Annotated in this window: 14 protein-coding genes; 8 read left to right on the top strand and 6 right to left on the bottom strand. The window is 36.2% G+C overall.

Going from position 1 to position 13,757, the window contains the following annotated elements; genetic code table 11:
• Window positions 1–22: 22 nt before the first annotated feature.
• Window positions 23–403, bottom strand: a complete 381-nt coding sequence (locus AC0GLY_RS05900; RefSeq protein WP_496611245.1) for a VOC family protein — start codon at window positions 401–403, stop codon at window positions 23–25.
• Between the two features lie 121 nt (window positions 404–524).
• On the opposite strand from AC0GLY_RS05900, the gene AC0GLY_RS05895 reads away from it, so the two are divergent.
• Both AC0GLY_RS05895 and add read left to right on the top strand, forming a co-directional pair.
• A complete protein-coding gene (locus tag AC0GLY_RS05895; protein ID WP_496611244.1) occupies window positions 525–2,075 on the top strand; it encodes an ABC-F family ATP-binding cassette domain-containing protein in 1,551 nt (516 codons plus the stop codon).
• A 122-nt stretch (window positions 2,076–2,197) separates the two neighbouring features.
• A complete protein-coding gene (gene add, locus AC0GLY_RS05890) occupies window positions 2,198–3,214 on the top strand; it encodes an adenosine deaminase (RefSeq protein WP_496611243.1) in 1,017 nt (338 codons plus the stop codon).
• Window positions 3,215–3,256: 42 nt separating this feature from the next.
• Here add and AC0GLY_RS05885 read toward each other — a convergent pair whose 3' ends face one another.
• Complete coding sequence (locus AC0GLY_RS05885; RefSeq protein ID WP_496611242.1) at window positions 3,257–4,168, bottom strand: proline iminopeptidase-family hydrolase; 912 nt, start codon at window positions 4,166–4,168, stop codon at window positions 3,257–3,259.
• A 140-nt stretch (window positions 4,169–4,308) separates the two neighbouring features.
• Between AC0GLY_RS05885 and AC0GLY_RS05880 the strand changes: the two genes are divergently transcribed.
• The 4 genes from AC0GLY_RS05880 (at window position 4,309) to AC0GLY_RS05865 (ending at window position 7,433) form a co-directional block, all read left to right on the top strand.
• On the top strand, window positions 4,309–5,442 hold the full coding sequence (locus AC0GLY_RS05880; RefSeq protein WP_496611241.1) for a cation:proton antiporter: 1,134 nt from the start codon (window positions 4,309–4,311) through the stop codon (window positions 5,440–5,442).
• A 66-nt stretch (window positions 5,443–5,508) separates the two neighbouring features.
• Window positions 5,509–6,075 (top strand): guanylate kinase, encoded by a 567-nt coding sequence (locus tag AC0GLY_RS05875; RefSeq protein WP_496611240.1) that lies wholly within the window; start codon window positions 5,509–5,511, stop codon window positions 6,073–6,075.
• A 57-nt stretch (window positions 6,076–6,132) separates the two neighbouring features.
• Complete coding sequence (locus tag AC0GLY_RS05870; protein WP_496611239.1) at window positions 6,133–6,621, top strand: hypothetical protein; 489 nt, start codon at window positions 6,133–6,135, stop codon at window positions 6,619–6,621.
• Window positions 6,621–7,433: a DUF6681 family protein gene (locus AC0GLY_RS05865; RefSeq protein ID WP_496611238.1), complete on the top strand. Its 813-nt coding sequence runs from the start codon at window positions 6,621–6,623 to the stop codon at window positions 7,431–7,433. The genes AC0GLY_RS05870 and AC0GLY_RS05865 overlap by 1 nt, the downstream gene beginning before the upstream one ends.
• 18 nt (window positions 7,434–7,451) lie before the next feature.
• Here AC0GLY_RS05865 and AC0GLY_RS05860 read toward each other — a convergent pair whose 3' ends face one another.
• Window positions 7,452–7,598, bottom strand: a complete 147-nt coding sequence (locus AC0GLY_RS05860; protein ID WP_496611237.1) for a hypothetical protein — start codon at window positions 7,596–7,598, stop codon at window positions 7,452–7,454.
• A 193-nt stretch (window positions 7,599–7,791) separates the two neighbouring features.
• On the opposite strand from AC0GLY_RS05860, the gene AC0GLY_RS05855 reads away from it, so the two are divergent.
• The gene (locus AC0GLY_RS05855; protein WP_496611236.1) at window positions 7,792–9,159 is read left to right on the top strand and encodes an amino acid permease; all 1,368 of its coding nucleotides are present in this window, start codon (window positions 7,792–7,794) and stop codon (window positions 9,157–9,159) included.
• Between the two features lie 100 nt (window positions 9,160–9,259).
• Window positions 9,260–10,204 carry an NAD(P)H-dependent flavin oxidoreductase gene (locus tag AC0GLY_RS05850; protein WP_496611235.1) on the top strand — a complete coding sequence of 315 codons (945 nt, stop codon included), beginning with the start codon at window positions 9,260–9,262 and terminating at the stop codon, window positions 10,202–10,204.
• 34 nt (window positions 10,205–10,238) lie between these two features.
• On the opposite strand, the gene AC0GLY_RS05845 is transcribed toward AC0GLY_RS05850, so the two are convergent.
• From AC0GLY_RS05845 to AC0GLY_RS05835, 3 genes are all read right to left on the bottom strand, one after another.
• Window positions 10,239–11,561, bottom strand: a complete 1,323-nt coding sequence (locus AC0GLY_RS05845; RefSeq protein WP_496611234.1) for an APC family permease — start codon at window positions 11,559–11,561, stop codon at window positions 10,239–10,241.
• Between the two features lie 262 nt (window positions 11,562–11,823).
• Complete coding sequence (hflX, locus tag AC0GLY_RS05840) at window positions 11,824–13,089, bottom strand: GTPase HflX (protein WP_496611233.1); 1,266 nt, start codon at window positions 13,087–13,089, stop codon at window positions 11,824–11,826.
• Between the two features lie 8 nt (window positions 13,090–13,097).
• Entirely contained in the window at window positions 13,098–13,757 is a 660-nt protein-coding gene (locus AC0GLY_RS05835; RefSeq protein WP_496611232.1) for a histidine phosphatase family protein, read from the bottom strand.

Raw genomic sequence — 13,757 nt, 5'->3', positions numbered from 1 at the left:
CTTAAAATCTGAATGCATTTTTCTACTTGTGATATTCACGGATTTCAATTAAGTTTCCGGCTGGATCATTAATGTAAAGTGAAGTTATTTTTTTATTATTGAATTCACTTTCAATTGGTCCAGCAATGATATCAATAAAATAATTTGCAAGATGTTTTTCAACGTTAGCTAGTGAATCTTTAGCGAGGATACTAAAGCTCGTTGATCCAATTGTAGGGTGTATAGCCTGCAAACTTTCATTGTTGGGAGTTTTACAAATAAGCTTTTGCTTACCTAATTGAAAAACCATCTTAGTTTCTCCCTCGAAAAGGATTGGGAGATCAAGTACTTCATGATAAAAACGCATGGCTTGTTCTAGGTCATCCACGGTTAATTCAAGATGATCAATATCTTGGACTCTCATAAATTTCAGCTCCTTTTCAAAAAGATACATACCATTGTAACATTAAACTAAAATAGACTGCAAAAAATGCGGTGATATGTTACTGTATTATTTAGTGATTGAAAGGTTTAAAGGTGAACAAATGGCTCTTTTAGAAGTTTCAGATTTGAGTATGAGTTTTGCAGATAAAAAGCTTTATTCAGATGCAAGTTTCCAATTGAACAAAGGTGAACATATGGGAATTGTAGGTCAAAATGGGGTAGGTAAATCAACCTTAATCAACATTTTGATTGGAAAAGAATTACCAGTTACCGGTTCAATTAACTGGCAAAAAGGTACTACAATTGGTTATTTAGATCAATATGTTGATATCCCAAGTGGGATGACTTTAATTGATTTTTTGCACACTGCTTTTGCAGAATTGTACAAGTTAAATGATCAAATGACAAAGTTATATGAAGAATATGCTGAAACAATGGATGATAGCTTACTTGAACGTGCAGGTCGAATTTCTGCTCAACTAGAAGCTAAAAATTTTTATGCAGTAGAAACTCAAATTGAACAGGTAATTACTGGGTTGGGTTTGGATGATATTGGTCGAGATCACGAGATTTCCCAAATGAGTGGGGGACAACGGTCTAAGATTATTTTAGCTAAGCTAATTTTGGAAAATCCGGATGTCTTACTATTGGATGAACCAACTAACTACTTAGATACGGCCCACATTAAGTGGTTAGAAGATTATTTAAATAGTTTTGAAGGGGCATTTATTGTGATCTCGCATGATTATGATTTCTTAGAACCTGTAACTAATTGTATTATTAATGTGGCATTTGGCAAAATCACGAAGTATCGGGGAGATTTTAAATCAGCTATGCGACAACGGGCAGAAAAAGAAATGACCCAACAACGTGAATTTGAAAAGCAACAAGTTACAATTGAAAAGGCGAAGAAGTTTATTCAAAAAAATAAGGCTGGAAGTCACTCTAACATGGCTAAATCCCGGGAAAAAATGTTGGACCGTATGGATGTGATTGAACCACCTAAGAATAACGTTAAAGCTAACTTCAGCTTTCCTTATGATGAAACTGGTTCCCAAAATGCTTTAGTAGTTAAAGATTTATCAGTTGGATACGATAAGCCCTTGCTAAGCCCAGTGACTTTTTCCGTTGATACAGATCAAAAGGTAGGACTTCAAGGTTTTAATGGGGTTGGAAAATCAACCTTGATTAAAAGTATCTTAAATTTAATTCCAGCACTGGGTGGAACTGCTGAATTTTCACCATCAGCTAAGGTTAATTATTTTAGTCAAGATCTAGTTTGGGAAGATAAAACGCAAACACCAATGCAAATTATTCAAGAAAAATATCCCAAGTTAACGAAAAAAGAAATTCGGACTAAATTGGCTCGTTCTGGGATGAATGCTTCTAATGCGTTCAAAGAAATTGGTAAATTGTCGGGGGGAGAACAAGTGAAGGTTAAATTGACCTTGATGGAATTTGTCCCTAGTAATTTCTTGATTCTTGATGAACCATCGAACCATTTAGATGACGAAACTAAAGCTTCTTTGAAAAAGGCAATTAATGATTTTCCGGGGAATGCAATTGTGGTTAGTCACGAAGCAAGCTTTTATGATGGATTAGTTGATAAGAAAATTGATGTTGAAAAGCTTAGCTTAAAAGAAGACGAATAAAATGAGAACGAGCTTTTTACAAGGTTCGTTTTTTATTTGAAAAAAATCAAAAAAACTTGTCAAATGTGATCATTTCCGGTAATATGGTAACAATTTAAACTAAAAAGCGGGAGAAAATACCAATGTTAACAAGAGCAGAAATTCAAAGATTTCCCAAAGCAGAACTACATTGCCATTTAGATGGTTCAATTAGACCCCACACTTTACGTGAAATTGCCAGGGGACAAGGAGAAATGATCCATACTAATTTAATGGAATTAACTAGAAAAATGGTTGCACCAGCGGATGCTAAAAACTTAGAAGACTACTTACGTCCCTTTGATTTTGTACTGCAGTATCTACAAACGGAAGCAGCTTTAGAAATGGCGGCTTATGATGTAATGGAACAGGCTAGTCAAGACGGAGTGAAGTACATTGAGATTCGTTTTGCTCCCAGTCTTTCTACTGAAAAAGGGTTAACAATTGCTCAAGCAATTAAAGCAGTTGCTAAGGGAATTGCTCGAGCTGAAGCAACCTACGAAATTGACGGTAACTTATTAGTTTGTGGGATGCGAACTGATCAGGAACATGAAGTTGCTAAGGTTTTTGCTGAGTCAAAATTGGTAAGTGACAAACTGGTTGGGGTTGATTTAGCGGGGCCCGAGCCAGTGGGGTTTGTCAACATGTATAAAGCGGCTTTTCCTATTATTGTGGATGGTGCTACTGTTCAATTAACGCTTCATGCGGGAGAATGTGGATGTGCTGATAATGTTTTAGCAGCTATTAAAGCTGGAAGTAAACGAGTCGGTCATGGAATTGCAACCGCCAATAACGAAGCAATTGAAAAGACCATGCTAGAAAATGAAATTTGCATTGAAGGTTGTCCTACTAGTAATGTCCAAACTCGTGCGGTTTCTAGTTATGCAGCTTATCCACTGCAGCATTGGCTTAAGCAGGGACAAAAGTTGTGTCTCAATACTGATAATCGAACGGTTTCTGATACCACTTTAACTGAAGAATATTTCCAGATGGCCCATCATAATGATTTAACCAAAGCACAATTACGTCAATGTAATTTAAATGCGATTAATCATTCTTTTGCAAATGCTAAAATTAAGCGAAAAGTGGCTGATTTAATTACTAATTTTGAAACTGAATAAAACAAAAATGACCAATCTAATTAGATTGGTCATTTTTTACAGTTATTGGTTGAAAGTACCATTTTCAACTTCACGAATGAAAGTTGCTAAATGATCATAGTAAACCGGAGCGTTATCAATCATATGGTGATGGCCACCTTCCGGAGTAGAAACAAACTTAGCGTTTGGAATCATCTCAGCCATCCGTTTTCCAGTCTCCATTGGCATTGTTTCGTGTTCACCAAAGGTTACTAAGGTTGGAACTTTGATATCTTTAAGATGATCAGTGAAATTCCAATCTTTTAGTTTTCCTGTGATTACGAATTCATTGTCACCTTGGAAGGCATTGTATAATGGAATACTCATTGTTTCCGTTAAATGTGCAATGGCCGCTGGCTTTTTGCGATCTACATATTGGTCGTTAAGCTTACCTACTAGAGCTTGGTAACGGTCGTTATCATAATTGTTTTCAGATTCACATTTTTTCATGTAAGCTAATTCATCAGGGGTTAAAGCAGTCTCACGAATTTGAGCTAAATGATCAGTGTAATCACCAATTCGATCAACCATTGACGAAATAATCGCTCCCTTTAAATGATTACCATATTTAGCAGCATACATTTGTACTAATGCTCCACCCCAAGACTGACCAATGAGGTAGAAATCATCTAAGCCAAGTTTTTGGCGCACTTCCTCAACTTCATCAACAAAGTATTCGTAAGTTTCAATGTTTTTTGCTACGGCTGGATCATCCCAATCAGGGGTATCTGAATACCATGATCCTAATTGATCATACATATGAACTTGGACATCAAGTCCTTGCTTTTTTAATTGCTTGGCAGTATCTTCCCAATACTCATGTGTACCCCCAGGGCCACCGTGAAGTGCTAATAAATGAATCTTTCCTTCACCTTGAGTATTTGTCCATAAATGATAACCGTTGTCTAACGTTAAAATTTTTGTTCCTTGTTTCATAGTCTTCACCCACTTAATTAAATGTATTTATATGATAACACTAACTAGAGCATGGTATCATATAAATAAAGCAAAAAAGCGGTTTAGTGAAAGCGCTATTAATGCTATTAATATAGTAGAAAAGTAATAATAGGAGGACTATGAATTATTTAACGGAAGTTGTTTTAGTACTATTGGGAGCTTTGATTGGGGGAGAAATTGCCCTTCGAATTCAATTACCCCGAGTTGTAGGACAAATTGCAGCAGGAATTATACTTGGACCAATAATGTTAAATTGGTTGCATTTGGATGATATGGTCTCAACGTTTTCTGAATTAGGAATTATCATTTTAATGATGATGGCCGGATTAGAATGTGACTTTGATGAGGTTACTAAACATCTAAAAGCAGCAACTATCATTGCGGTTAGTGGAGTTATTTTTCCAATTGTTGTTTTTTGGATTTTGGGGATGTCACTTCACCAAACTAACCAAGAATCAATTTTATGGGGTGTGATTTTTGCAGCAACCTCGGTTTCCATTACGGTTGCCGTATTACAAGAAATGGGCAAACTTAAAACAGTTGCAGGAGCAATTATCTTAGGGGCTGCAGTAGTTGATGATGTGATGTCAATTATTTTATTAAGTGTTTTTACCAGTGTGTTTTCTAGTAAATCTACTAATATTTTAGTAATTATTGGGTTGCAATTTGCTTATGCAATTTTTGTATTTTTAATGTTTAAGTGGATTGTACCCGAAATTGTAAAACTAGTACGTCATTTTGACAATGTTGCTTTGACAATCATGGTTGCCCTACTTATCTGTTTTGGTATGGCAGAATTAGCAGAAATTTGTCATCTTAGCTCAGTTTTAGGAGCCTTTGTTGCCGGAGTTAGTTTGGCACGGACTTCAGTTAAGGATGATGTAACTCAAAATATCGAAATTTTGGGAAATTCCTTTTTGGTTCCATTCTTTTTTGTCTCAATTGGCTTAGAGTTAAAATTAGTTACGAGTTGGCATGCCATTTTAATTGTGGTAGTTATGACGGTATTAGCCGTTTTAACTAAATGGATTGGATGTGGCGTTGGCGCTAAGCTGTCCCACTTAAATTTTAAAGATGCTAATGTGATTGGAATTGGGATGATTTCACGAGGTGAGATGGCTCTGATTGTGGCTCAAGTTGCAATTAGTAGCCATCTACTCTCGGAGGATCTTTACTCTGAAATTATTTTAGTCATTATTTTAACCACCATTATTTCACCAATTTTATTAAAATATGTCCTTACAAAATGGTAAATTTTTTTAATTAAACTATAATTAACTAAAAAATAATGATTGAGTTTGAGGTTTGGGGGACTTAAAATGCAAGAGAAGCAACGGGTCATTGTTTTAACTGGTGCTGCTGGAACGGGGAAAACGACCCTACAAAATTATTTAAAAAAGACTTATGGGATTCCTTCAATTGTTACCCATACTACACGCTCGGCTCGCCCAGGAGAACAAAATGGGGTTAATTATTATTTCGAAAATGAGACTAGCTTTTCCAAGCTTCATTTACTAGAGAAAGTGAAATATGCGGGAAACCAGTATGGTTCTTCCAGAGAAGCCATTGAACGAGCACTTAAACATCATCAATTGGCTAGTATTGTTTTAGATACCGCTGGTGCGATTACTTATCAGCAACAGTTGGGGAATCAAGTTGAAATTTTATTTGTAGCAGTTGAAAAGCAAGCTGAAATTAAGGCGCGAATGTTAAAACGTGGAGATCAATTAGTAGATGTGGAAAAAAGGATGCAGAGTAAAGAAGTTAATCGCGATTTACACTTGCCAAAGGAATTGAAGAAACATGCCATTGTGATTCAAAATGAAGGATGGGATGCAACTAAACATCAAGTAGATCAGATTATCAAAAAATTAATGAATGATTAAACCTTTTTTAAAGTTAAAAGAGGATAATGAATTGACTAACGAAAGGGGATTGAAAATATGAAAAGAGTTCCACCATTGTTGACCCCGTTTGCAATTTTGACCATTTGTTTAACTTTAGGTGCAACGAATGTGGTTACTAATAAGGTTACCCATACTCAAGAAGGAGCTAAAGTTACTAAAACTAATACTCCTGCTAAGACGGATCAAAATCAAACCGATTCTAATAATCAAAATAAAAGTTCTGACAAAACTAGTGATCCTAAAACGAGTGATGATAGTAAAAAAACTGATCCTAATCAAAATAAGCCAACTAGTGATAGCACTAGCACTGATAGTAGTAATAAAGATAGTACCACTGATAATAAACAGCCAACTACTGATAATTCTGATAGCAAATCAGCTACTGATAGCACTAATTCAAATAGTGGAAGTTCAAACAATAGCAGTAATAATTCAACCAGTGATAGTAATACTAGTAAACCGGCTACAAATAGTGAAAGTACGACTACCACGCCTACTACTAGTCCGACAGGAGGTAATCAATAATGTTTAGTATTTTAGACGGAATTAATTCTTGGTTATCCTATATTAGTATTGAAGCAAAAGTTAAAGCTCGTATTTATACGATTTTAGGTTTCTTTGGTTGGCTTTATATGATTTACATTACTTATCGTTTTTTAACCAATCAAGTCTATGCTCGTGGGTTACTAATGTTGGTAATTACGGTTGTGTTAGGGTATTTTTTGTATCTCAATTTGATTTATTATTTTACGAAAAAAAGTTCGAAAATTGATATCACACCCGTTATCAATAAAACCTTGCACATTCAGCCGAAAGATGACGTTAAGTCGACTAATCGTTTTCGGGATATTCCAGCTAATGGACTATTTGATGAACGAAAGACGATGCCAGCTAAATTAACGACCGATGCAACCGAACAAGCAGCAATTAATAATTTAGCAGTTCAAATGATTCAAGCAAAATTGGTGAAGAATGATTATATGGGACTTGATCAACATGAAATCAAAACTGTTTTAAAGGAAAATAAAAAGCCAGTATATGCAATTGGTGAGGGAGTTATGATTCCTTATTTTTCGATGAAAAAAGTTAATGGACAATATGTAGTTTACGTTGGAATTAATGAAGCAACTGCTAAACCAGTTGGACATATTCTAACCGTTGGGTTTCAAGCAGTTGATCAGCTAGATTCAACTGAAATTAAGCTATATTTAGCGGCAGCTTATCTTACTGGCGGTAAATATAAAATGATGGGGCGAAGTGGCATTATTGAAACTGATGACGATTATCACGTTGCCGTGCAACTTGCTTATGCAAAAAATAAAAAGAAACCGAAATAATTTCGGCTTCTTTTTTAGTTAGCATTGTTTAAATTGATTAACAATTTTAATTTGGTTTTCACTTACTTTTTGTTGTTGCTTTTCGGTATAAAGTTTCAAGCCTAACATTGCGATAAAGATTAAGATAAAGGCAATCCACAAAAGTCGTTTTCGTTTTTTATGCATAAAAAATACACTCCTTTTTTTAATTGTATCATGGAAAATTGAATGGCAATTAGTTGACTGCCAAAAAAAATGTTGTTACGATGTTTGAGACGTGTTAAGGAATTTTTAATAAATAATCAATGAAAAATGTACCACTGCCAAACCGACATGATTTGATAGGTGGTCATTTTTCGTTTGCGAAAGGTGCTGTATTATGACTGAAAAAAATCAAGCAACTGATCAAGATTTATCACGTGGGTTAACTTCTCGCCATGTTCAGATGATTGCAATTGGGGGAGCCATTGGAACTGGTTTATTCTTAGGCTCTGGAACTGCAATTAAATCAGCAGGTCCAGCGTTAATCCTAGCTTACATGATTACGGGAATTTTTTCATATTTGATGATGAGAGCGGTAGGAGAGTTGTTATTATCTAACACAAAGCTTCATTCATTTATTGATTTTGTTCGTGAATATCTTGGGAATAAATGGGAGTTTGCGATTGGTTGGGCATATTGGTTAAGTTGGGCCAGTTTAGCAATGGCTGATTTAACGGCTTCGGGAATTTATTTAAGATTTTGGTTCCCCCAACTTCCACAATGGGTTACACCTTTAATTGTGGTGGCCATTCTAGTAGCCTTTAACTTAGTTAATGTAGCTTGGTTTGGTGAATTGGAATCAGCTTTCTCAAGTATTAAAATTTTTGCAATTTTAGCTTTAATTGTGGCTGGAGTAGGAATGATTGCAGTTGGATTCCATACTCAAGGAAATACTGCTTCGTTAACTAATTTAGTTAGTCACGGTGGCTTCTTTGCTACTGGAGCAATGGGCTTTATTTTGGCCTTTCCAATGGTAATTTTTGCTTTTACCGGAATTGAAATGGTGGGATTAACTGCAGGGGAGACTAAAAGTCCAGAAAAGGATATTCCTAAAGCTATTAATTCAGTCCCCGTAAGAATTCTGTTATTTTACGTTGGTTCTATGATTGTAATTATGTCGGTCTACCCATGGAATCAAATTAATGCAAACCAATCTCCTTTTGTGCAAGTATTCTCTGGTTTAGGAATTAGTTTTGCAGCAAACCTAATTAACTTTGTGGTTTTAACTTCAGCATTATCCGCTGCTAATTCGGCTATTTTTTCAACTTCTAGAACTCTTTACATCTTAGGTAAGAATGGTCAAGCTCCTAAGGCCTTTGGAAAACTTTCTAAAGCTAATGTTCCCTATGTAGGAATTTTAGTTTCGGCGATGGTTTTCTTGGGAATTGTATTACTAAATTACTTCTACCCAAGTAAAATTTTCGTTTTGATTACAGGGGTAGCTACCATTAGTTTTATTTTTGTTTGGATTATTATCATGATAACGCATATTCAATACAAACGAACTAATCCTAATCCGGCTGATACTTTTAAAATGCCATTTTTTCCTGGATCAAGTTATTTAACTATTTTATTTTATTTAGCAGTTTTAGTAGTATTAATGTTCAATGAAGAAACTCGAATTTCTGTGATTGCAACAGTTCTCTTCTTTGCTGCCATGATTATTGGTTATGTAATGTGGGAACGTAAAAAAGCAACTAAATAATTAAATGATTAAAGACCACTAATATAAACTGATTAGTGGTTTTTTTTGGGTTTCTCAATTATAATTTAATTACTATTAGTTAGTGAATGGAGAAAAATTAATGAAAAATCGAGTAACCGAAATTTTAAAAACTAAGTATCCTTTAATTCAAGCCCCTTTGAATTGGTTAACGGATGCAGAATTTGTTGCCACGGTTTCCAACGCAGGTGGCTTGGGTAGTTTTGGACCAAACGCTGGGCGGGTTTCCTTAGCACAAGATGCCATGACCGTCATGCGCGCACAAATTCGCAAGACTCAGCAGTTAACCAAGCAACCATTTGCGATGACAATCGGATTAAATCCACATGATCAAGACCAAACCTATGCCCACAAAGTTTTAGATAATTCATTAGCTGAAAATGTGCATTACTTTATCGTTGGCGGTGAACCGGATGAAAAAATTTATCGAAAAATTAAGGCGGCCGGAGCCATTTTAATTACTCGCAGCTATAATCCGACTCCCGCTGAAGCTCGACTTCAAGAAAAATTGGGAGCCGATTTAATTGTTGCGACGGGGTATGATGAAGGAGGAGTAATTCCAACCAAGGGGAATGGAACTTTTACCACCATCCCGAGAATTGTGGATGCCGTTTCGGTTCCAGTATTAGCAGCAGGTGGCATTACTGACATTCGTGGGGTGCGAGCTGCTCGTGCGTTAGGTGCTGAAGGATTTTACATTGGGAGTCGGTTTATTGTGACTAAAGAAAATCGGACTGCTCAAGCTGCCAAAGCTAAGATCATTAATTCAACGGTTGAAGATTTGGTTTTAGTGGCACCTCAGCAACGGTCGATTCGAAATGCCAAAATGGATGAATTAGCTAGACGATTTGCAGATGGTGATCGTGAAACTTTTGCGGAAACACGTAAAATGGGTGGTACACGAACGGCAATGTTGGAGGGAAAGTTAGCAGAGGGTGAAATTTCAATTAATACCGGAATTGACTTAATTCAAGATCAACCAAGTGTTGCTGAATTGGTGCACCGCTTAATGCAAGATTATCAATAAAAAAGGAGCTCATAATTTCTGAGCTCCTTTTACATTATTTACGTTTTCTGATTTGGTAATAAAAGACTGGAATTCCTAAGGCAACAATTGCTAAGGAGATAAAGACCCCGATCGGATCAGAGATAACTTCTGAAATTAATACAAAAAGTGAACCTAAAATCGCAACAATGGGAGTGAAGGGAAAGAGGGGCACTGAAAATTCACGCTTTATCCCTGGATTTCGCTTCCGAAGTAGAAAAACTCCAATGAAAGCCATGACGTAGAAACAATAAATTGTAAAGATACATAACTCTGAAAGACGATCAGCACTACCTAAACAAATCATTACCCCTGCAATGAAAATCACAACGAAAATTGAGAAAATGGGAGTTCTGGTTTTGGGGTTAAGGTAAGCAAGTTGTTTTGAAAAAGGTAATTGCTTTCTTTCAGCCATCGCATACATAATCCGAGGAAAAGTCATGATTTTTCCATTCATACAACCAATAATGGAAATGATAATTCCAATACTAATGATTTTTCCACCTAGATTACCGAAATCGCGGTTAGCGATGTAAGGAATTGCAGCAGTTCCCAGCTCGTGCACTTTTTCTGGACCGATACTTTTTAAAACACCGTAAGCAACTAAAACATAGATGGCCAAAACGGCTAAAATCCCAAAGGAAATTGCTTGGGGTAATACTTTACGTGGATTTTTTACTTCTCCACCTAAGTTAGCAATTAAAATCCAACCATCAAAGGCGAATAAAGTAGCTAACATTGCTACTCCAAACCCCCCCGTTGTGGCATGAATCCCTTTGATAGTTTGACCAAGGGCATCAGCGTGGCCAAAGAATAATCCAAAAATAATAAGTGCTGCTACAGGAACTAACTTACAAGCCGTCGTAATTAAAGCAAAGCTAGCGCCATATTTGTTGGGAAAAACGTTTAAAATCCCGACTAAAATGATGCTAATTAAAGCAATCGGAATGTTCCAACTTGGACTGGTATGGAAAAAAGCAGAGGTTAAGATTGCCAAAAATGAACCTAGCGCTGCGATCATAGCGGGACCATAAACAATAATTTGTACCCAACCAGATAAGAATCCCCAGAGTTCATTGTACATCTCTTCCATATACGCATAAAGTCCACCAGTACTAGGAATTTGAGAAGCAACTTCTGCAATCGTAAGCCCAGCGGCAAGGGTTAAAAGACCACCAGCAATCCAAGCTAAGATGGCAGCTTTAGCCGAACCGGCATCATTAATGACCGCTGCTTGTCGTACAAATACTCCCCCACCAATAATTGTTCCAATTACTAATGCAAGGGCAGCTGGCAAACCTAAAGATCGGTTTAAGGTAATGTCTTCTTGCTTTTTCATTTTCTTTCCTCCTAAAAATAAAAAGCGTCTCTGACAATTGAATGTCAAGGACGCTTTCACGCGGTTCCACCTAGATTCTTCTACGAAAAATGGTAGAAGCACTTTTTAAATATTAATAAATTAATTAGTTAAAGCGGCTAACTAAGTTGTGACATTCGAATTTCAGCATTTATCGAACTCTCTAAGAAACATTACTTAGCTTTCTTCTTTAAGAATATGAATTTATTGTACATTTAAAATAAACAGCTGTCAACGATAAATGTTAATCTTTTTCTAAATATTGGGTATAACGCTTGGCATCAGGTTCAGGAAGGTCAACGGTTAATTTTGTACCAGCTTCTGTATAATCCGTTTTAGTAACATGATATTTTTGATTAAAAATTGAAACAACGTCGCCCTTTTCAAAAGGAATTAAGAAAGTTTGAGTAACATAATTTTGAAAAAGCTTTTCACTAATTACATTGGTTAATAATTCAATTGATTGATCATCAAGGGCAGAAATAATTAAATTATCACCTTCACGAGTTGGATAATTTGCTCCGGCTAAATCAGCTTTGTTAAAAACTTTAATCATTGGTAAATCTGGGACGCCAATTTCTTTTAAAGTTGTTTCAGTGGTTTGCATCATGAGTTGTTGATCGGGATCTGAATAATCAACGACTTGAATTAATAAGTCAGCATTAGCTGCTTCAGCTAGTGTTGATTTAAAAGCTTGGACCAGTTGATGGGGAAGTTGACTTACAAATCCTACGGTATCACTTAAAAGAAATTGTTTGTGATCTGGTAAATGTAAGTTACGGACGCTAGTATCGAGGGTAGCAAATAACATATTTTTTACAAAAACTTGTTTTTCGTCATTTTCGCCAAATTTAGTAACAAGTTGATTCATAATGGTCGATTTACCAGCATTAGTGTATCCGATTAAGGCAACCGTTGGAATTTTGTTTTCTTTTCGGCGCTTACTTTGAGTTTCATAAGATTTATCAATTTCTTTTAATTCACGTCGGACATGATCAATTTGGTGTTCAATCGTCCGCCGGTTTAATTCAAGTTTTGTTTCACCAGCTCCACGATTGGCAAGTCCACCTCCAGCTGATTGTTGGTCAAGTCGTTGTCCTGCTCCAGTTCGCAAACGGGGGAGTTGATATTTTAACTTTGCCATTTGAACTTGTAACTTAGCTTCTCGTGACTGAGCTCGGTTAGCAAAAATTTCTAAGATCAATCCAGTTCGATCAATTACGGTTGCATTGGTTTCATTTTCGATATTCCGAATTTGACTTGGACTAAGTTCGTCATTAGCGACAATGACTTTAGCACCCGTGGTAGTAACTAATTGGGCGAGAAATTCAATTTTTCCCTTTCCAAAATAAGCTCGAGCATCTGGATGATCTAGTTTTTGGGTGACCGTTTCAACACTTGTCATATTATTGGCGGTCACTAAATTTTTTAATTCTTCCATTGAATAATCAAATTCTTGATTATTGACATTTAACCCAATGGTAATAACTGGGGTGATTGTTTTTTCCATATTGCTCCTTACACGTCTAAGTTGTTAGTTCGATTGTAATATTCTACGTGATATTCGCCATTTTCGTAAACCAGTTTGGTAATGCTCCCATTTAAAATGCGATTGGTAATATCAATATCACTAAATTTGCTGACGATACTTCTAATTAAAGTACCATGGGCAGCCACTAAAATATTGTCTCCAGGCTTAGCGTTGCTGATAATTTCATCCATCCCAGGTTGGACACGAGCCCAAAATTGAGCATCATTTTCGGCTTCACCAAATGGATCGGCATCAGCAATCATATCGCGGGTTCGCTCAATTGAAAACATTTTAATCATATCTGAATAATCAGTTGCCCCGACTGGCCCTCCAATCATGTTCCAAGCTTGGGACGTATCGTTTCCTTCAAAATAGCCGAAGTTTTCTTCTCGTAATGCCATGGTTTGAATGGGTTCAGCTAGTGAAGAAGGATTGGCTTTTAAAATAATGCAAGCTGTCCGACTAGCTCGCTTTGTATCACTACTGTAAGCTTGGTCAAATTTGATATTTGCTAGGTTTTTTCCTGCAGATTGCGCATCCAAAACGCCGCGATCAGTTAAATCAGAATCAGCCCAACCTTGAATTCGACGATAGTGGTTTAAATAGGTTTGTCCGTGACGCACAAAATATAAATTAATTTTTGTCAT

It is taken from the genome of Fructilactobacillus sp. YLN 2507, assembly GCF_059614085.1.
This window is presented reverse-complemented; position numbering and strand designations above follow the sequence as displayed.